An 18,895-nucleotide genomic window follows, 5' to 3' on the forward strand; every position below is an offset into this window, starting at 1 on the left:
GGGTGGCCGCCCGTCACAACCCTCCGGTCGCCTAGAGGTCGACCTCCTGCATCAGCATCCCGACCTCCGTGTTGGACAGCCGGCGCAGCCAGCCCGACTTCTGGTCGCCCAGCGTGATCGGGCCGAAGGCGGTGCGCACGAGCTTGTCCACGGGGAAGCCCGCCTCCGCCAGCATCCGGCGGACGATGTGCTTGCGGCCCTCGTGGAGGGTGACCTCGACCAGGTAGTTCTTGCCGGTCTGCTCCACGACCCGGAAGTGGTCCGCGCGCGCGTACCCGTCCTCGAGCTGGATGCCGTCCTTCAGGCGCTTGCCGAGGTCGCGCGGGATCGGGCCCACGATGTGCGCGAGGTAGGTCTTCTTCACGCCGTACTTCGGGTGGGTCAGGCGGTGCGCCAGCTCACCGTGGTTGGTGAGCAGGATGACGCCCTCGGTCTCGGTGTCGAGCCGGCCGACGTGGAAGAGGCGGGTCTCACGGTTGGTGACGTAGTCGCCGAGGCACTGCCGGCCCTCCGGGTCCTCCATGGTGGAGACGACGCCGGCGGGCTTGTTGAGCGAGAAGAACTGGTACGACTGCGTCGCGACGGTCAGGCCGTCGACCTTGACCTCGTCCTTCTCCGGGTCGACCCGCTTGCCCTGCTCCATGACGATCTCGCCGTTGACCTCGACGCGCGCCTGCTCGATCAGCTCCTCGCAGGCCCGCCGGGAACCGTATCCCGCGCGCGCGAGGACCTTCTGCAGCCGCTCGCCCTCCTGCTCGGCGCCCGGGAAGGTCTTGGGCAGCTTGACGTCCTTCTTGCCCGCGTACCGCTCGCGGTTGCGCTCCTCGGCCCGCGTCTCGTACTCGCGGGACGTGGCCGGGGCGCTGCGGCCCCGCTGCTGGGGCCGCTTCGGACCGCCCTTGGCGCCGCCGCGGGCCGAGGGGCCGCGGCCCGACTTCGGGCCGTCCTGGGTGGCGCCGGGGCCCACGTCGTAGCGCCGCTCCTCCGGGCGCGGCTTCTTCGGACGGCCGCCCTGCCGGTCGTCACGGTTGTTGCCGGCGCCGCGGTAGTTACCGCGGCCGCCGCCGCTCCCGCCGCGGCCGCCGCTGTTGCCACCACGGCTCCCGCCGTTGTTTCCGCTGCTGTTCCTGCCGCTGCTGCTTCGCATCAAAGTTCCGTCTTGTCGTCTGCGTCCTCGGAATCCGGGGCGTCCGGATCGAACGACGGGACCCCTTCCAGCGTCTCGGCCTCGATCGCCTCCGCCTCCGGGAGGAAGGGCGCGAGCTCCGGGAGTTCGTCCAGGCCGCGCAGGCCCATCCGCTCCAGGAAGTAGTTCGTCGTCACGTACAGGATCGCACCTGTTTCGGGTTCCGTGCCCGCCTCCTCCACCAGCCCCCGCTGGAGGAGGGTGCGCATCACGCCGTCGCAGTTCACGCCGCGCACCGCGGAGACGCGGCTGCGGCTGACCGGCTGGCGGTAGGCGACCACCGCGAGGGTCTCCAGCGCGGCCTGGGTGAGGCGGGCGTTCCGGCCGTCCAGGACGTAGCCCTCGACGGCCGCCGCGTACTCGGGGCGGGTGTAGAAGCGCCAGCCGCCGGCGACGAGCCGGAGCTCGAAACCGCGACCCTGGGCGGTGTACTCGTCGGCCAGCTCGCGCAGCGCGTCCGCGATCTGCCGCCGGGGCCGCTGGAGGACCTTCGCGAGGTGCTCCTCGGTCGCGGGTTCGTCGACGACCATGAGGACGGCCTCGAGGGCGGGTCCGAGGTCGAGGGCGGCGACGTCACGCGGCCCGTCCGGGAACTCCGGGGTCTCGTCACTCACGCCTGCTGCTCCTCCTCGGTCTTCCCGTTCTCCTCGGGCGGCCGGTCGAACTCGTCGGTCACCACCGGCTCGGCGCCACCGTCCCCGCCGGTCCAGCGCACCAGCAGTTCGCCGAGCGCGGTCTCCTGGTCCAGCGCGACGGCCTTCTCCCGGTACAGCTCCAGCAGGGCCAGGAAGCGGGCCACGACGGTCAGGGTGTCCTCGGCGTCCTCGACCAGGACGCCGAAGCCCGCCTCGCCCAGCTCCCGCAGCCGGGCCACGACGATCCGGGCCTGCTCCTGCACGCTGACCAGGGGTGCGTGGATGTGCTCGACGTACACCCGCGGCTCGGGCCTGGGCTGCATCGCCTTCACGGCGAGCCGGGCGAAGCCCTCGGGGCCGATGCTGATGACGACCTCGGGCAGCAGCTCGGCGTGGTGGGGTTCCAGACCGACGGTGCGGGGGTGACGGCGGGCCTCGGCGTCGAGCCGTTCGTTGAAGATCTCCGCGATCTGCTTGTACGCGCGGTACTGCAGCAGCCGCGCGAAGAGCAGGTCGCGGGCCTCCAGCAACGCGAGGTCGGCCTCGTCCTCGACCTCGGCGGCGGGCAGCAGCCGGGCCGCCTTCAGATCGAGCAGGGTGGCGGCGACGACCAGGAACTCGGTCGTCTCGTCCAGGTCCCAGTCCGGCCCCATGGCGCGGATGTGCGCCATGAACTCGTCGGTCACCTCGGAGAGCGCGACCTCGGTGACGTCCATCTTGTGCTTGGAGATGAGCTGGAGGAGCAGGTCGAAGGGCCCCTCGAAGTTGGCGAGCCGGACCGTGAAGACCCCGTCGCCCGCGTCCTCGGGCGTGTCCTCGGGAAGGCCGTGCGGCGCCGCTTTGTCGCCGGTCGCCCCGGGCCCGCCCTGCGGCGGGGCGACCGGATCCGCGCGGGCGGGCTCCGGGGCCCCCGGCGACGGGCTCGCGTGCTCCCCCGGACCCTCCGCCACGGTGCCGGACCTCCCCGGCCCGGCCTCCGGCCGCGCGCCGGGCTCGGCCGCCGTACGGGACGTCGCCCCGTCCGGCGACGGGACCTCTGCCGCGGGAGCCGCCCGCACGGCCCCGGGGGGCTCCGGAGCGCCGTGCGGCGGATGCCCGCGGTCCGTGGACCGGTGCCCCGGCCCGGCCGCCCCGGGCCGGGCGCTCCCGGGGGCTTCTGCGTCCTGCGCGGCCGTCTCCCGGCCGGCGTGCCCCGCACCGGGGCCGGCCGCCGTGCCGGGGGTCTGCGGGGCCGGCCCCGCTTCGAGCGACGCCTCCGCGGGCCCGGTGCCCGGCGTCGCCGCCTCGGGCGCCGGGGCCACCCGTGGCGTCCCCGGCCCCCTCCCCAGGGTGCGCCGACGGCCGGCGGGGGCACCGGGGCGGGAAGCGTCGTTCGAGGTCATGGCCCCCGCAGGCTACCGCTACCGTCCGCGCAGTCGCCGTACGAGGATGCTGGCGTCCCCGCGGCTCTCCAGGTCGGCGAGGACCACGGCGACCGCCTCGCGGACGATCCGGCCGCGGTCCACGGCCAGCCCGTGCTCGCCCCGGAGCACCAGCCGGGCGTGCTCCAGGTCCATGAGCTCCTCGGCGGAGACGTACACGGTGATCTTCTCGTCGTGCCGTTCGCGGCCGCTGGGCCGCCGCGCGGCGGCCCGGCCGCGCTTGCGGGGCTGGGCGACGGCAGAACCTTCCTGCGCGTCCGTCCCGGGGTCGGGGCGCCGCGCCGGGCGGTCCGCGCCCCGGCTGCGCGACTCGCCGGCCGGGTCCACGTCCGCCGCCGCGTGCTCCGCGCCCCGGCCGTCACCGCCCTGTGCGGGCACCGACTGCGGCGCGTCCTCGGCGGCCGTCCGGTCGCTCTCCCCCGCCGGAGCCGGTACCCGGGCGTCGACGCCCGCCGGCCGCCGCGGGGTGGACGCCTGGAGCGCCGTCCCCCCTGTCGTACGGAAGAGTTCGTCGGCCCCCGGCAGACTCACTCGGCGTGACACCGGGCGAGCACCTCCCTGGCGAGCTGGCGGTAGGCGGCGGCACCGACGGAGTTGGAGGCGTACGTGGTGATCGGCTCACCGGCGACCGTGGTCTCCGGGAAGCGGACCGTGCGCCCGATGACCGTGTGGTAGACGTGGTCGTCGAACGCCTCGACGACACGCGCGAGCACCTCTCGGCTGTGCACCGTGCGCGAGTCGTACATGGTGGCGAGGATGCCGTCGAGCTCCAGGTCGGGGTTGAGCCGCTCCTGGACCTTCTCGATGGTCTCGGTCAGCAGGGCCACACCGCGCAGCGCGAAGAACTCGCACTCCAGCGGCACGATCACCTTGTGCGCGGCGGTCAGCGCGTTGACCGTCAGCAGGCCGAGCGAGGGCTGGCAGTCGATGACGATGTAGTCGTAGTCGTCCATCAGCGGCTTGAGCGCCCGCTGCAGGGTGGACTCGCGCGCGACCTCGCTCACCAGCTGGACCTCGGCCGCCGACAGGTCGATGTTGCTGGGCAGCAGGTCCATGTTGGGGACCGCCGTCTTCAGCAGCACCTCGTCGGCCGCCATGCCCCGCTCCATGAGCAGGTTGTAGACGGTGAGGTCGAGCTCCATCGGGTTGACGCCGAGACCGACCGACAGGGCGCCCTGCGGGTCGAAGTCGACGAGCAGCACCCGGCGCCCGTACTCGGCGAGCGCGGCACCCAGGTTGATGGTCGACGTGGTCTTGCCGACGCCGCCCTTCTGGTTGCACATCGCGATGATCTTCGCGGGGCCGTGATCGGTCAGCGGCCCCGGGATCGGGAAGTACGGCAGCGGACGCCCGGTCGGGCCGATGCGCTCGCGGCGCTGACGGGCCGCGTCGGGCGCGAGCGTGGCCGCGTACTCGGGGTCGGGCTCGTATTCGGCGTCGGGGTCGTAGAAGTGCCCCTCGGGCAGTTCGTCGTAGACGGCGAACTGGTTGTGGGGCGCGCCACTTCCGTCGCCGGCCATGGCGTTCACGTGTTGGCCATCCATACTCATGTGTGCTGTCTGAGTTGCCTGCGGACTCTGGTGGGCGGCTGTGAAGGTGCGTACAGCGACGGAGCCGACAGCCTCGAGACGCCCGGGGCCGTGGGCCCGTGCAGGCATTCCTGGTTGACCACCCCCGGGAGTAAATGTCGACTCATTCACAAGTCGTCTTACCTCCTTGGTGACCAGGAAACTTCTAGACAGGTCAGCGTGACACCATGCCGACGTTCGGCGACTCTATGGCGTGTCGGCCGTTCGCAGCAACACAATCCACCGGACCCGGCTCGATGTGTCGGCAATGAAACATCCCCCTGTCAAGGGCGTACGGCCGTCGCAGAGCAGGTTTCACGGGTGCGCGAATCGGTCGAAGCGTTACGTTCGAGGCGAGTTGGCCGAGAATCGCAAAGTGACCATACACACACCCGGCCGGACCTTGTCGGGCAAGGTCCGGCCGGGTGTGCGGGGTTGACGACGACTGTTGACGTATCGCCTTTCCCGGTGGGTGACTTGGCCGGCGCACCGGCCTCGGCGGGTCAGGCGAGCAGCGAGGCCAGCTCGACGTGCTCCAGACCGTGGGCCTCGGCGACCTCCTTGTAGACGACCTTGCCGTCATGGGTGTTGAGACCCTTGGCCAGCGCGGGGTCGCGGCGCAGCGCGTCGGCCCAGCCGCGGTTGGCCAGCTCCACGATGTACGGCAGCGTGGCGTTGGTCAGCGCGTAGGTGGAGGTGTTCGGCACCGCGCCGGGCATGTTGGCGACGCAGTAGAACACCGACCCGTGCACCGGGAAGGTCGGCTCGGCGTGCGTGGTCGGGTGGGAGTCCTCGAAGCAGCCGCCCTGGTCGATCGCGATGTCGACAAGGACACTTCCGGGCTTCATCCGGGACACCAGCTCGTTGGTGACCAGCTTCGGGGCCTTGGCGCCCGGGATCAGCACGGCGCCGATCACGAGGTCGGCCTCCAGGCAGGCCTTCTCCAGCTCGAAGGCGTTGGAGACGACGGTCTGGATCTTCGTGCCGAAGATCTTGTCGGCTTCCTTGAGCTTGTTGATGTCCTTGTCGAGCAGGGTCACGTGGAAGCCCATGCCGATGGCGATCTGCGCGGCGTTCCAGCCGGAGACGCCGCCGCCGATGACGACGGCCTTGCCGGCCAGCACGCCGGGGACGCCGCCGGGCAGCACGCCGCGGCCGCCGTTGGCCGCCATCAGGTGGTAGGCGCCGACCTGCGGGGCCAGACGGCCCGCGACCTCGGACATGGGGGCGAGCAGCGGCAGCGCGCGGTTCGGGAGCTCGACCGTCTCGTAGGCGATCGCGGTGGTGCCGGACTCGATGAGGGCGTCCGTGCACTCCTTGGAGGCCGCCAGGTGCAGGTAGGTGAAGAGCGTCTGGTCCTTGCGGAGGCGGTGGTACTCCTCCGCGATGGGCTCCTTGACCTTCAGCAGCAGGTCGGCGGCGGCCCAGACCTCGTCGGCGGTGTCGAGTATCTGCGCACCGGCGGCGACGTACTCCTCGTTGGGGATCGAGGAGCCGACGCCGGCGTCGCGCTCGACGACGACCTGGTGACCGTGGCGCACCAGCTCGTGCACGCCGGCGGGGGTGATGGCCACCCGGAACTCGTTGTTCTTGACCTCGCGGGGAATGCCGACCTTCACGTGGATCACGGTCCTTGGCTCAGAGAATGGGGTTATTACAAGGCATACCCGCTCAGGCTCGGGCACACCGGGGTAGACCGCAGAGAACGTGCGGCAGAGCCAGTCTAATGAAGGCGTTCCCGCTGTCTAGCCTTTCAAAGCATCAATCTTCATCGGATGTGCTGCGGATTTCGCAGGCATCAGCCGCTTCTTCCCTCAACATGCGCTCCGCCGTGCCCCGGTGCAGGTCCGCCGCCGTGGGATCGCCGAGGTGGTCGAGCGTGTCGGCGAGCCTGAGGTGCAGCGCGGCCTGGAGCCGGACGTCCTCGGCCCGGCGGGCCCACTCGACGGCCTCCTGGCAGGTGCGCAGCGACTCCTCGGGCCGCCCGGCGTACTCCTGGACCCGGGCGAGCTCGCTCAACGCCCGCGCGTGGGCCGGGAGATCGCCGGCCCTGCGGTACCCGGCGACCGCCGCGCGCCAGGAGCGCGCCGCCTCGCCGTAGCGGCCGGCGTAGGTGTGGGCGGTGGCGATGCGGCCGTAGATCCGGGCGGCGTCGGAGCGCTCGTCCCGGGCGAGCCGCTGGGCGAGGGCCCGGCCGAACCAGTCGGCGGCCCGGTCGTAGTCCCCGAGCTCCAGGTGGGCGCCGCCTACGGATTCCATCGCGCGGCCCGTCGCGTACGGGTCGTCCGCCGCGCGTCCGGAGTCCAGCGCGGCCCGGTAGCGCACCAGTGCCTCGGCGGTGCGGCCGGTGCGGGCGTCCAGGTCGCCCAGGTTCAGCAGGGCCGCCGCCTTCTCCCGGGGCAGGTCGCGGCGCTCGGCCACGTCGAGGACGAGCCGGTGGACGTCGTAGAGGTCGGACGCCGCCGCCTGGGTGCCGAAGTGGGCCACCATGGCCCGCACCAGCTGGGACATCAGCCTGCGGGCGAGGGTGTCCAGCTCACCGTCGGCGACCGCGTGACGGGCCGCGGCGAGCAGGGCGGGCCGGCGGACGCGCAGCCAGTCGGCGGCGGCCCTCGGGGTGGGGAAGCGCAGGGCCCGCGGCATGCCCTCGAGCTTCTCGCGGGCCCGGTCGCTGTCGGTCTCGGTGATCGCCCGGCACGACTGCAGCAGCCGTACCGTCCGCTCCAGCATCCGGGCGCGCGCCAGCTGGAGCTCGGCGGGCCGGTCGTGCCGGCCGGCGAGGGCCTTCAGCAGGGGGTGCAGGCAGCCGGGGACCTCGTACTGCGGCAACGCCGAGCCGACCGGGTGCAGCAGGCCGAGGGCGACGAATTCGTCGAGGACGGCGCGCGCGTCGCCCACGGAGCAGCCGGCGAGCGCGGAGGCGGTGTGCGGGTCGACCAGGCCGGCCGGGGCCAGGGAGAGCAGGCGCAGCATCCGGGCGGCGGGGCCGGGCAGCGAGGTGTGGACGAGGTGGAAGACGCGGCCGAGCGGCGTTCCCCGGTCGTCCTCGGCGTGCACCTGCCTGGCGAGGTCGGCAACGGCCGCCTTGGGGCGGGCGGCGAGCCAGCCGCCGGCCAGGGTGAGGGCGGCGGGCTGCGCCTGGCAGACCTCGGCCAGCTGCTCGGCCGCCCGGGGGTCGACGGTGACGCGGACCGAACCGGTGAACCGGGACAGCAGCTCCACGGCCGACTTGGTGTCCAGGCCCCCCAGCGTGCACGGACGGACGTCCGCGATGCCGGTCAGCGGGCCCCCGGAGACGACGACGGCCAGGCAGTCCGGGGTGTCCGGGAGCAGGGCGTCGACCTGCTCGGCGTCGGCGGCGTCGTCGAGCAGCAGCAGGACCCGGCGGTCGGCGAGCGCCTCGCGCAGGGCGGCGGCGAGGTCGTCCTCGCAGGCGCCGGGCGGGGTGGGGCGGCCCAGCTCGGTGAGCAGGTCACGGGCGATCCGGTCCACGGGCACGCGCCTGCCGTCCGGCTCGCTCAGCCGGGCTCGCAGCAGTCCGTCGGGGTAGCGGACGGCGACCTGGGCGGCGAGCTCCTCGGCGAGCGCGGTACGGCCGGAGCCGGGCCGGCCCGCGATGAGCAGCACACGGGCGCGGGGGGCCTTGCGGCCGGAGAGGGTGTCCAGGCCCGCTCGCTCGATGTCGGTCCGCAGCTGTTTCAGCTCGCGGGTGCGGCCCAGGAACCGAGTCTCCTCGGCAGGGCCGCCCGACAGCCGTACGCCGTCCGTGTCCACCGCCTGATCCGTCACGGGCCACACTCCCGATCCCACCGCACGCCGGTGCCCGCCGGAACTCCGGTTCGGGCGTTTTCCGAGCCTAGTTCACGCTGTGCTACGCACCGGGTGGAGCGCGACGGGCGCATCCCCCGATCGGATCAACCGATCGTCACACCGCAGGAGGCGGTACGGGCGCCGCTCAGGGCGGCCGTTCGGGGGGCGTGTGGGCCGCCCGGGCTCCGAAGTCCCGTCCTCAGGCCTCGAACGGACGCGCCGGCCACGGCGCCTCGGCCGGGCGCAGCGCGTCCAGCCCGTCGCCGTGCTCCGCCGCGACCAGCGAGAGCACGCCCACGACGAGGCAGTTGTTGTGCAGGTCGCCCGCGAGCACCCCCCGGACCAGGTCCGCGACGGGCACCCGCTCCAGCTCCATGTCGGCCTCTTCGTCCTCGACCTCGAAGCGGTCGCCGTCGGCCTCGGACAGGTTCCGGGCGAGGAAGATCCGCACGGCCTCGTCGCAGCCGCCGGGGGTGGTGTAGACGTCGGTCAGCACCCGCCAGTCCTCGGCCTTGACGTGCGCCTCCTCGTACAGCTCGCGCTGGGCGGCGTGCAGCGGGTTCTCGCCGGGCACGTCGAGCAGGCCGGCCGGGATCTCCCAGAGCTTCTCGCGCACCGGGTGCCGGTACTGGCGGATCACCAGCGCCCGGCCTTCGTCGTCCAGGGCGAGGACGGCCACGGAACCGGGGTGGACCTGGTAGTCGCGGCTCGCCACGGAGCCGTCGGGCATGACCACCTCGTCCGTGCGGACGGAGGTCTTCTTGCCCCGGAAGGGGGTCTCCGTCGCCCGGACCTCCCACTCCTCGGGGGTGTCCTTGATGGTCGTGCCCGTCATGCCCTGTCCTTCCAGACGTACGAGAAGAAGCCGGGACGCGCCCCGTCGGACGGACGCGTCCCGGCCACCGTACAACCGGTGTGCTACTTCGCCGTCTTCCGCTCGACCGCGGCCTTGACCAGCCCGGCGAACAGCGGGTGCGGGCGGGTCGGGCGCGAGCGCAGCTCCGGGTGCGCCTGCGTGGCGACCAGGTACGGGTGGACCTCGCGCGGGTACTCGACGTACTCGACGAGCTTGCCGTCCGGGGAGGTGCCCGAGAAGACGATGCCGGCCTTCTTCTCCAGCTCCGCGCGGTAGGCGTTGTTCACCTCGTAGCGGTGACGGTGGCGCTCCTCGACGTACTCCTTGCCGTCGTACACCTCGCGCACGATGGAGCCCTCGGCCAGCTTGGCCGGGTACATGCCGAGCCGCATCGTGCCGCCCATGTCGCCCTCGCCGGCGACGATGTCCAGCTGCTCGGCCATGGTGGAGACGACCGGGTGGGCGGTGGCGGGGTCGAACTCGGTGGAGTTGGCGTCCTCGATGCCGGCCAGGTTGCGCGCGGCCTCGACCACGATGCACTGCAGGCCCAGGCACAGGCCCAGCAGCGGGATCCTGTTCTCGCGGGCGTACTTGATCGCACCGACCTTGCCGGTCACACCGCGCTCGCCGAAGCCGCCCGGGATGCAGATCGCGTCGACGTCGCCGAGCTGGGCCTTGGCGCCGGCCGGGGTCTTGCAGTCGTCGGACGTGACCCACTTGATCTTGACGCGGGCCCGGTTGGCGAAGCCGCCGGCGCGCAGGGCCTCGGTGACCGAGAGGTAGGCGTCGGGCAGGTCGATGTACTTGCCGACCAGCGCCATGACGATCTCGTGCTCGGGCTTGTGGACGCGGTCGAGCAGGTCGTCCCAGGTCGTCCAGTCCACGTCGCGGAACGACAGGTCCAGCTTGCGGACCACGTAGGCGTCCAGGCCCTCGGCGTGCACGACCTTCGGGATGTCGTAGATCGAGCGGGCGTCGGGGCAGGCGACGACGGCCGCCTCGTCGACGTCGCACATCAGGGAGATCTTGCGCTTGATCGCCGTGGGTACTTCACGGTCGCAGCGCAGGACGATCGCGTCCGGCTGGATGCCGATGTTGCGCAGGGCGGCCACGCTGTGCTGGGTGGGCTTGGTCTTCAGCTCGCCCGAGGGACCGATGTAGGGCAGGAGGGAGATGTGCACCACGAAGACGTTGTCGCGGCCGACCTCGTGGCGGACCTGGCGGACGGTCTCCAGGAACGGCAGCGACTCGATGTCGCCGACCGTGCCGCCGACCTCGGTGATCACGACGTCCACCTCGTCCGTCGCCATGCGGCGGATGCGGTGCTTGATCTCGTTGGTGATGTGCGGGATGACCTGCACCGTGTCGCCCAGGTACTCGCCGCGCCGCTCCTTGGCGATCACCGTCGAGTAGACCTGGCCTGTAGTGACATTGGCGGAGCCGTCCAGGTCGCGGTCGAGGAAGCGCTCGTAGTGTCCGATGTCCAGGTCGGTCTCGGCGCCGTCGTTGGTGACGAAGACCTCACCGTGCTGGAAGGGGTTCATCGTGCCGGGGTCGACGTTGAGGTACGGGTCGAGCTTCTGCATCACGACGCGCAGACCGCGGGCCTTGAGCAGCATGCCGAGGCTGGAGGCGGTGAGCCCCTTGCCGAGCGAGGAGGCGACACCCCCGGTGACGAAGATGTGCTTGGTCGTCGAGGATTTGGTCGGCATGGCCAAGAGGGGGCTCCCGTGGTCGCGGTCTGGGTGCGGTGCGTCCGTCGTACGGCCCGGTCGTCCCGGGGTGCCGCCGGCGGCGCCGCTGCGGTTCCGGGGTTCTTCTCCCACCGGTCCACGGGCTACCAGCGTATCAGCGCCGGAGAGCGACGGCTTCCGGCCACGCTCCGCGCACGCGCGGACACGGACGCGCGCGGCCCGCCGGATCCTCACCCGGTGCTCACCCGTTCGGCGGGCCCGCGTTGCCCGGAGGGGCACACAGATCATCTGCATGCGTCGTATCCTGCTCGGACGTTCGCTGCCGAGCCCGCCCGGCGACACGGCACCACCCCTCGCCCGTCAGCACCGGAACAACGAGAGCTCGTCAGTGCGTTGAGCGACAATGGTCGTTTGCGGCGCAGCGTTTGGCCTCACGGCCGGACGGCTGCTTTGCTTCATGGCTCAACGACGCACGACAAACCCCCCTTGACCGCACTAGCGACCGCCCCCACGCGGGGTGACGTGGCCGTTCGACTGGAGTTGCACGTGGCCGGGCGCATCGAAGACTACGCACTCATCGGAGACATGCAGACCGCTGCCCTGGTCTGCCGGGACGGCACAGTCGACTGGCTGTGCCTGCCCCGCTTCGACTCGCACGCCATCTTCGCCGGTCTGCTGGGCACCGGGGAACACGGCTTCTGGCGGATCGGGCCCGCCTACGCCCCCGGCACCGAGCCGCCCACCGCCGCGCGGCGCGGCTACCGCGGCGACTCGCTGATCCTCGAATCCGAGTGGGACACCCCGCGCGGCACGGTCCGCGTGACCGATTTCATGCCGCCGCGCGACGGCGCCCCGCAGCTGATCCGGATCGTGGAGGGCGTCTCCGGCCGGGTGCCGATGCGCTCGGAGCTGCGGATGCGGTTCAGCTACGGCCGGGTCGTGCCGTGGGTGCACAAGCACGAGGGCCGCACGGTGGCCGTCGCGGGTCCCGACTCCGTGTGGTTCGACACGGAGGCCGAGACCTACGGCAAGGCACTGACCACGTACGCGGACTTCACGGTCGCTCCGGGTGACCGGATCGCGTTCACCATCTCCTGGGAGCCCTCGCACAAGCAGCCGCCGCCGCTGCCGGAGCCCGAGCAGTCGCTGGTGGCGACGGAGGACTTCTGGCGCGAGTGGGTCGGGCACTGTACGTACCACGGGCCCTACCGCGAGGCCGTGATCCGCTCCCTGATCACGCTGAAGGCGCTGACGTACGCCCCCACCGGCGGCATCGTCGCCGCGCCGACCACGTCCCTGCCCGAGGAGATCGGCGGCGTCCGCAACTGGGACTACCGCTACACCTGGCTGCGCGACGCGGCGATCACCCTGTCCTCCCTGCTGCGCACCGGCTACCGCGAGGAGGCCCGCGCCTGGCGCGAGTGGCTGCTGCGCGCGGTCGCCGGCGACCCGGAGAACCTGCAGATCATGTACGGCATCGCCGGCGAGCGCGAACTCGGCGAGGCGGAGCTGGACTGGCTGCCCGGCTACGAGAACTCCACGCCGGTCCGGGTCGGCAACGGCGCGGCCCACCAGCTCCAGCTGGACGTGTACGGCGAGGTCACCGAGGCCCTGCACCTGGCCCACATGACGGGCCTGTCCCGCAACGACTACGCCTCGGTGCTTCAGCTGAAGCTGATCCGCTACCTGGAGGACCACTGGCAGGAGCCGGACGAGGGCATCTGGGAGGTGCGCGGCCCGCGCCGGCACTTCGTGCACTCCAAGGTGATGGCCTGGGTCGCCGTCGACCGCACCATCAAGCTGATCGAGTCCGGCGACGCGGACGGCCCGCTGGAGCGCTGGAAGCAGCTGCGCGACGACATCCACCGGGACGTGTGCGAGAAGGGCTACGACGAGGAACGCAACACCTTCACGCAGTCCTACGGCTCCCGGGAGCTGGACGCCTCGCTGCTGCTGATCCCGCAGATGGGCTTCCTGCCGCCGGACGACAAGCGGGTCATCGGCACCATCGAGGCCATCCAGCGGGAGCTGTCCACGTCGGACGGCTTCATCCTGCGCTACCCGACGGACGGCAAGGACGAGGGCGTCGACGGCCTGCCCGGTGACGAGGGCGCGTTCCTCGCCTGCTCGTTCTGGATGGCCGACGACCTGGCGATGATCGGGCGGGTGGACGAGGCGCGCAGGCTCTTCGAGAAGCTGCTGTCCCTGCGCAACGACCTGGGCCTGCTGGCCGAGGAGTGGGACCCGCGCCTGCAGCGCCAGGTCGGCAACTTCCCCCAGGCCTTCAGCCACGTCCCCCTGATCGACACGGCCCTGCGTCTGACGGCGTCGGGAGCGTACGGGGGCTGAGGACACCAGGACACTCGGCAGGAAGACACGGCCGTGCCCGCCTAGGCTGGGAACAGACACCAACCCCTTTCCGGAAGGGGGCGGCCATGACTTCCCTCACGACGGCGGGCGCGGCGCTCACCGCGCTGCGTGAAGAACTCACCGGCGAGGTGTTCACCCCCGGTGACCCGGGTTACGACGAGGCCCGGACCGTCCACAACGCCATGATCGACCGGCGGCCCGCCGTGATCGCGCGGTGCGCGCACGAGGACGACGTGGTGCGGGCCGTGCGCTTCGGCAGAGAGCTGGACCTGCCCGTCGCGGTGCGCGGCGGCGGTCACAGCGTGTCCGGTCAGGCCCTCAACGACGGCGGCCTGGTGATCGACCTGCGCCTGATGCACGAGGTGACCGTCCACCCCGCGGCCGGGGCGGTACGGGTCGGTGGCGGGGCGACCATGAGCCACATGGACCGCGCCACCCAGCCCTTCGGCCTCGCCACCACCGGCGGCCGCGCCTCCACCACGGGTGTCGGCGGCTTCGTGCTGGGCGGCGGCACCGGCTGGCTGGACCGCTGGTGCGGACTGGCCGTGGACAACCTGCTCGGCGTGGAACTGGTCACCGCCGACGCCCGGAGGATCAGGGCCGGCGCCGACGAGAACCCGGACCTGTTCTGGGGACTGCACGGCGGCGGCGGGAACTTCGGCATCGCGACCGCGCTGACTCTGAGACTGCACGAGCTGCCGGAGTTCTCCATCGCCCTCGTGCTGTACCCGCCGGAGTCCGGCGGGCACGTCGTGCGTACCTACCGCGACGTCATCGAGTCGGGTCCGAACGAGGCGGGCGGCGGCGTCATCTACCTCACCGGCCCGCCCGCGGAGTTCGTGCCACCGCACCTGGTGGGCACCCTGCTGTGCGGGATGCTCCTCACCTACACCGGCCCCGAGGCGGACCTGCGGAAGCTCGCCGAGCCGCTGCTGGCGCTCCCCCACGAGGCGGAGGTCGTCGGCGCGGTCCCGTACGCCGACCTCCAGTGCATGCTCGACGACCCGCCGGGGCTGCGGAACTACTGGTCGGCCGAGTACCTGACGGGCCTGCCCGACGAGGCCGTGGACGTCTACTGCGCCCGGGCCGGCTCCATGCCCGTGCCGAGCGGCACCCAGCACACCCTGTTCCCGCAGGGCGGCGCGATCTCCGCCGGGCCGTCCGGCTATCCGGTGCCCTACCGGGACGCCCGGTGGGTGGTGCACCCCTTCGGGGTCTGGGAGGACCCGGACGACGACGAACGCGGCACCCGGTGGGTGCGGGACGTCCGCGCGGACGTCCGGCCGTGGAGCACCGGGGCGGTGTACCTCAACTTCATCGGCGACGAGGGCGCGGACCGGGTGGTGGCCGGACTGGGCACCGAGAACACCCGCAGGCTCGCGGAGCTGAAGCGGCGGTACGACCCGGACAACGTGTTCCGGTTCAACCACAACATCCGCCCCGCGTGACGGGCCGGCACGGGACGCCCCCGCGCGATGTGCCCGCCGGCGGCCCGCGCGGGTAGCGTCCGGCCCATGGACAGCGGCAAAGTCAACAGCGGCGACGGCTTCGGGGACGGCGGATACGAGCCTCGGGGCGCCGGAATCACCGTGCAGCGGGCCCTGGAACTCCCCGGGCTGCGCAGTGGCCTGCCGGAGATCGTCGCCGGCGGCGACCGTCTGCACCGCACCGTGCGCTGGGTGCACGCGGGCGAGGTGCCCAACATCGCCTCCCTCCTCAAGGGCGGCGAGCTCCTGCTGACCACGGGCTACGGTCTCGGCACCCGCCCCGCCGAGCAGCGGGCGTTCGTCCGCACGCTCGCCGAGCGCGGCATCGCGGCCCTGGTCGTGGAGCTGGGCCCGCGTTTCGCCCGGCTGCCCGCGACCCTCGTGGACACCGCCCGCGCGGCGGGGCTGCCGCTGGTCCAGCTGCACCGCGAGGTGCCGTTCGTGACGGTCACCGAGGAGATCCACACCGAGATCGTCAACGGCCACTACGCACTGCTCCAGCGGGCCGAGGAGGTGCACCGCCGCTGCACCCAGGCCCTCCTGGGCGGCGGCGGAATACCCCAAGTGCTCGGCATCCTCGCCGGGTTCGGCGACAACCCGGTCTTCCTGGAGACGACCGACGGCCGCCTGCTGTACGCCGCCGGCTCCGGACCCGAGGGCGCCGATCCGCTCCAGGTGTGGGAGGGCCTGCGGGGCCAGCACAAGGAGACCCCGCCCCCGGCGGGCTCGGTCCTGGTGGACGTGCCCGGCGGCGGCCCCGGCGCCGGGTCGGTGCGCGCACGGCTGGTCCTGCTGCCCGTGCGGTCCCCGCTGGCGCCGGTGCACCGGATGGCGGCGGAGCGGGCGGCCGGCATCCTCGCCGTGGTGCTGATGCAGGCGCGGCAGGAGGAGGAGCTGGCGGCGCGCGGGCGGGGCGACTTCCTCACCGACCTCGCCGAGGGCCGGATCACCGCGGAGGACGCACCGGCGCAGGCCCGCGTCCTCGGCTTCAAGCCGGGCGGCAGCCTGCTGCTGCCGGTGGTGATGCGGCTCGGCGACACCCTCGCCCCGGCCGGCGGCGGCTGGGCGGTGCTGGCACGCGCGGTCGCCGAGGAGCTCGCGTCGGTCGGCGTACCGGCGCTGCTGGGCGTGCGGCCGGTGGAGGGCCGGGTGCCGCTCCTGCTGGGCCTGCGCTCGGAGTCGGAGCGGGCGACGGTCGCCGACCGGGTCGCGGCGGCGCTGCGGGCGGGCGTCGAGCGGGCCGGGATGCAGCGCCCGGGCGCGCATCCGCCGGTCGTGGTCGTCGGAGTCGCCGGCGGCTGGGCGGCGGCGTCGGCGGGTCTGCGGCACGCGGCGGAGACGGCGACCGCGGCCCAGGGGCTGGGCGACCGGCCGTGGTACGACGCCCGGCGCCTCGACATCGACCTGCTGCTGTGGCGGCTGCGCGACCATCCGGACCTGGCGGCGTTCGTCGACCGGGCGATCGGCCCCCTCCAGGATCACGACAACCGCTCCAGGCCGCCCCTGCTGCCCACCCTCCAGACGTACTTGGCGCACGCGGGCCGCAAGGCGGAGACGGCGCGCGAACTCCACCTGAACCGGCAGACGCTGTACAACCGGCTGGCGCGGATCGGGGAGTTGCTGGGCACGGACCTCGACGACCCGCAGACGGTACTGGCGTTGAGCCTGGCCCTGCGCGCACGCCGGCACGTGCCGTAGAGGCGGGCGCCCGGGCCCCGTCGCCGGACTCCCGCCGTCCGGGCGGAGGGCGGGAGTCCGACGACAGGGCCTAGAACAGCGGCGCGGGCCGGGTCAGCTCGTCGTAGACGCTCAGGACCTGGGCGACCGTCTCGTCCTCGGTCGGCCAGGTGGCCGCCTGCCGTGCCCCCCGGTCGCGCAGCGCCTCCCGCCGCGCGGCGTCGCCGAGCAGCCCGACGACGGCGTCGGCGAGTGCCGCGGCGTCCCCGGGCGGGACGAGTTCGGCGGCGTCGCCGACGAGTTCGGGGATGCCGCCGGTGCGGCCCGCGACGAGCGGCAGTCCCGCGTGGAGGGCCTCCTGCGCGAGGACGGAGCGCCCCGCCCCCCGGTGGTCCGGCAGCAACGCGAGGTCGGCCGCCGCCAGCAGGTCGGTGACGTCGTCACGGCGGCCGACGAGCACCACCGGCAGCCCCTCGTCCTCGATCCGCCGCTGCAACTCCCCGCGCAGCGGGCCCTCCCCCGCGACGACGACCAGGGGCACGGGATCGAGACGGCGCCACGCGCGCGCGGCGTCGAGCAGGACGTCGTATCCCCGGTGCGGTTCCAGGGAGCCGACCGCGATGAGCAACGGGCGTCCGACGGCGCCGAGTTCGGCCCGGACCTTCGGGCGCATCCGGTCGGGTTCCTCCGGTCCGGCGGTCCGCCGGAGCCGGCCGGGCAGGGCGACGGGCCCGAGCCGGGCGTCCCGCGCGCCGGTCAGCCGGGCCCGGTCGACCAGGTCCGAGGTGGCGCCCAGCACCACGGTGGCGGACCGCATCACCCGCCGTTCCAGCACCCGCAGCAGACGGGCGCGCGCCCCTTCGGCGTGGACCCGGTCGTGCCGGGTGACGACGAACGGGGTACGGGTCCTGCGCCCGCCGAGGGCGAGCACGGCGCGGAAGGAGGCGTGCAGCCCGTGCGCGTGCACCAGATCGGCCTCGGCGCACACCGCCCGCAGCGCCGCCACGGAGACGGGATCGCTGCTGTGCGGCACGTGCACGTGGTCGGCTCCGGCACCGGTGAAGTCGTAGGTGCGTTCCGCCTCTACGGGGGCGCACACCGTGACCTTCACGCCCCGCGCGACGAGCCCCGCGGCCAGCGAGCGCACGTGCGCGCTGCTGCCGGCGTTGCCTCCGCCCAGCACCTGTACGGTGCGCAGCGGCGGCCGGCCGAGCGGTGAGTGGCTGCTCGCGGGGGTCACGTGTCCCGGGACTCCTGGTTCGGCGGGGGACGGTCATGAAGAACGTACAGAAGGATGGTGCGGTCGGGGCGTGACGCGCGGTCTCCTGCGCGTCACTCCGTCAAGGATGCCAGCACGCACGGGTGTTCCGGGAACGACGATCCCCGCGCGCACGCGACCACGGGGCAACGGAACAGGACCAGTTCACTCACACGAGTGACGTGCCAGCTCGCTCACCCGGTCCCCGCACACCGCCGCGGCCACCAGCGCGACGGCGTGCGCGGCGAGGCCCGCCCTGCCGTTGCCGTCCACGACGGCGGCGCCCAGGGCCGCTCCCAGCGCGTGCGCCCCCGTGTCGCCGAGCATCGTGCGCCCGGCGAGGTCGTCGGGCAGGACGGCCGCGGCGGCCCCCATCGCGGCGGCGGCCGTCTCCGCTCCGGGCCCCTGCCGCAGCAGCCCCGGCGCCCCGAGCGCGAGGACCGCCGCGGCGGCCCTGCCGGGGCGCACGTCCACGAGGTTGACGAAGTGGGCGGCGCCGGCGATCACGACACCCGCGAGCACCTTGTCCAGCGGCCGTTCCCTCATCACCGAGCCCGCGACGAGCCCGGCCGCGCAGATCCCGAACAGCTTCACCGCCCCGCTGGTGACCTCGCCGTCCCGCAGCGCCGTCAGATGCGCCCGGAACCCGCGTCTGGGGTCCTCGGCCCCCGCCACGTCGTCGTAGGCCCCGCAGAGCCCGGCGGCGAGCACGGCCGTCCCGGCGGCGGGCCTCACCCGTGCCACCCCCGCTGCCGCCGCCACGGCGGACGCGGGTCCGGCGTACAGCCCGACGGCCCGCCCGGCGTGGTTCTCCCGTTCCCAGCGGCCACGGCCGCCCGGCGCCGTGGCCCGCAGCGCGGTCAGGGCGGTCCGGGCGACGGCTGCGGCGAGGGCGAAGGAGATACCGGACCGGCGGCTGGAGTCGGTCATCCC

14 protein-coding genes are annotated in these 18,895 nt (G+C 73.2%); 3 read left to right on the forward strand and 11 right to left on the reverse strand.

Translation table 11 applies throughout. The features are described 5' to 3' along the window. Window positions 1-31: 31 nt before the first annotated feature. From ACZ4V6_RS16100 to ACZ4V6_RS16140, 9 genes are all read right to left on the reverse strand, one after another. A complete protein-coding gene (locus ACZ4V6_RS16100) occupies window positions 32-1,147 on the reverse strand; it encodes a pseudouridine synthase (RefSeq protein WP_467827297.1) in 1,116 nt (371 codons plus the stop codon). Then, window positions 1,147-1,800 carry an SMC-Scp complex subunit ScpB gene (gene scpB, locus ACZ4V6_RS16105; RefSeq protein ID WP_467827299.1) on the reverse strand — a complete coding sequence of 218 codons (654 nt, stop codon included), beginning with the start codon at window positions 1,798-1,800 and terminating at the stop codon, window positions 1,147-1,149. Before scpB ends, ACZ4V6_RS16100 begins: the two co-directional genes overlap by 1 nt. Then, the gene (locus tag ACZ4V6_RS16110; RefSeq protein ID WP_467827304.1) at window positions 1,797-3,203 is read right to left on the reverse strand and encodes a segregation and condensation protein A; all 1,407 of its coding nucleotides are present in this window, start codon (window positions 3,201-3,203) and stop codon (window positions 1,797-1,799) included. The genes scpB and ACZ4V6_RS16110 overlap by 4 nt, the downstream gene beginning before the upstream one ends. 18 nt (window positions 3,204-3,221) lie before the next feature. Next, window positions 3,222-3,785 (reverse strand): hypothetical protein, encoded by a 564-nt coding sequence (locus ACZ4V6_RS16115; RefSeq protein WP_467827306.1) that lies wholly within the window; start codon window positions 3,783-3,785, stop codon window positions 3,222-3,224. Continuing rightward, window positions 3,770-4,900: a ParA family protein gene (locus ACZ4V6_RS16120; protein ID WP_467827308.1), complete on the reverse strand. Its 1,131-nt coding sequence runs from the start codon at window positions 4,898-4,900 to the stop codon at window positions 3,770-3,772. Before ACZ4V6_RS16120 ends, ACZ4V6_RS16115 begins: the two co-directional genes overlap by 16 nt. A 413-nt stretch (window positions 4,901-5,313) precedes the next feature. After that, window positions 5,314-6,438, reverse strand: coding sequence for an alanine dehydrogenase (ald, locus tag ACZ4V6_RS16125; RefSeq protein WP_467827311.1), 1,125 nt, complete (start codon window positions 6,436-6,438; stop codon window positions 5,314-5,316). A gap of 133 nt (window positions 6,439-6,571) precedes the next feature. Further along, window positions 6,572-8,599, reverse strand: coding sequence for a tetratricopeptide repeat protein (locus tag ACZ4V6_RS16130; protein WP_467827314.1), 2,028 nt, complete (start codon window positions 8,597-8,599; stop codon window positions 6,572-6,574). 220 nt (window positions 8,600-8,819) lie between these two features. Next, window positions 8,820-9,455 (reverse strand): NUDIX domain-containing protein, encoded by a 636-nt coding sequence (locus ACZ4V6_RS16135; protein ID WP_467827317.1) that lies wholly within the window; start codon window positions 9,453-9,455, stop codon window positions 8,820-8,822. A gap of 83 nt (window positions 9,456-9,538) precedes the next feature. After that, entirely contained in the window at window positions 9,539-11,188 is a 1,650-nt protein-coding gene (locus ACZ4V6_RS16140) for a CTP synthase (RefSeq protein WP_467827319.1), read from the reverse strand. 528 nt (window positions 11,189-11,716) lie between these two features. On the opposite strand from ACZ4V6_RS16140, the gene ACZ4V6_RS16145 reads away from it, so the two are divergent. The 3 genes from ACZ4V6_RS16145 to ACZ4V6_RS16155 all read left to right on the forward strand — a co-directional run bounded on the left by ACZ4V6_RS16145 (window position 11,717) and on the right by ACZ4V6_RS16155 (window position 16,725). Beyond that, window positions 11,717-13,519 (forward strand): glycoside hydrolase family 15 protein, encoded by a 1,803-nt coding sequence (locus tag ACZ4V6_RS16145; protein WP_467827397.1) that lies wholly within the window; start codon window positions 11,717-11,719, stop codon window positions 13,517-13,519. Window positions 13,520-13,605: 86 nt separating this feature from the next. Further along, window positions 13,606-14,988 (forward strand): FAD-binding oxidoreductase, encoded by a 1,383-nt coding sequence (locus ACZ4V6_RS16150; protein WP_467827321.1) that lies wholly within the window; start codon window positions 13,606-13,608, stop codon window positions 14,986-14,988. Window positions 14,989-15,054: 66 nt separating this feature from the next. Continuing rightward, window positions 15,055-16,725: a PucR family transcriptional regulator gene (locus tag ACZ4V6_RS16155; protein ID WP_467827323.1), complete on the forward strand. Its 1,671-nt coding sequence runs from the start codon at window positions 15,055-15,057 to the stop codon at window positions 16,723-16,725. 70 nt (window positions 16,726-16,795) lie between these two features. Here ACZ4V6_RS16155 and ACZ4V6_RS16160 read toward each other — a convergent pair whose 3' ends face one another. Both ACZ4V6_RS16160 and ACZ4V6_RS16165 read right to left on the reverse strand, forming a co-directional pair. Next, entirely contained in the window at window positions 16,796-17,944 is a 1,149-nt protein-coding gene (locus tag ACZ4V6_RS16160) for a glycosyltransferase family 4 protein (RefSeq protein WP_467827326.1), read from the reverse strand. Between the two features lie 183 nt (window positions 17,945-18,127). Beyond that, complete coding sequence (locus ACZ4V6_RS16165; RefSeq protein ID WP_467827328.1) at window positions 18,128-18,892, reverse strand: hypothetical protein; 765 nt, start codon at window positions 18,890-18,892, stop codon at window positions 18,128-18,130. Between the last annotated feature and the right edge of the window lie 3 nt (window positions 18,893-18,895).

The sequence above is a fragment of the Streptomyces sp. NPDC029152 genome, from assembly GCF_055564355.1.

Excerpts from the sequence above, each read along its gene's own strand:
- ACZ4V6_RS16100 (WP_467827297.1), bottom strand. The coding sequence starts at position 1,147 with ATGCGAAGCAGCAGCGGCAGGAACAGCAGCGGAAACAACGGCGGGAGC.
- ACZ4V6_RS16140 (WP_467827319.1), bottom strand. The coding sequence starts at position 11,188 with ATGCCGACCAAATCCTCGACGACCAAGCACATCTTCGTCACCGGGGGT.
- ACZ4V6_RS16135 (WP_467827317.1), bottom strand. The coding sequence starts at position 9,455 with ATGACGGGCACGACCATCAAGGACACCCCCGAGGAGTGGGAGGTCCGG.
- ACZ4V6_RS16155 (WP_467827323.1), top strand. The coding sequence starts at position 15,055 with ATGGACAGCGGCAAAGTCAACAGCGGCGACGGCTTCGGGGACGGCGGA.
- ACZ4V6_RS16120 (WP_467827308.1), bottom strand. The coding sequence starts at position 4,900 with ATGCCTGCACGGGCCCACGGCCCCGGGCGTCTCGAGGCTGTCGGCTCC.
- ACZ4V6_RS16165 (WP_467827328.1), bottom strand. The coding sequence starts at position 18,892 with ATGACCGACTCCAGCCGCCGGTCCGGTATCTCCTTCGCCCTCGCCGCA.
- ACZ4V6_RS16110 (WP_467827304.1), bottom strand. The coding sequence starts at position 3,203 with ATGACCTCGAACGACGCTTCCCGCCCCGGTGCCCCCGCCGGCCGTCGG.
- ACZ4V6_RS16150 (WP_467827321.1), top strand. The coding sequence starts at position 13,606 with ATGACTTCCCTCACGACGGCGGGCGCGGCGCTCACCGCGCTGCGTGAA.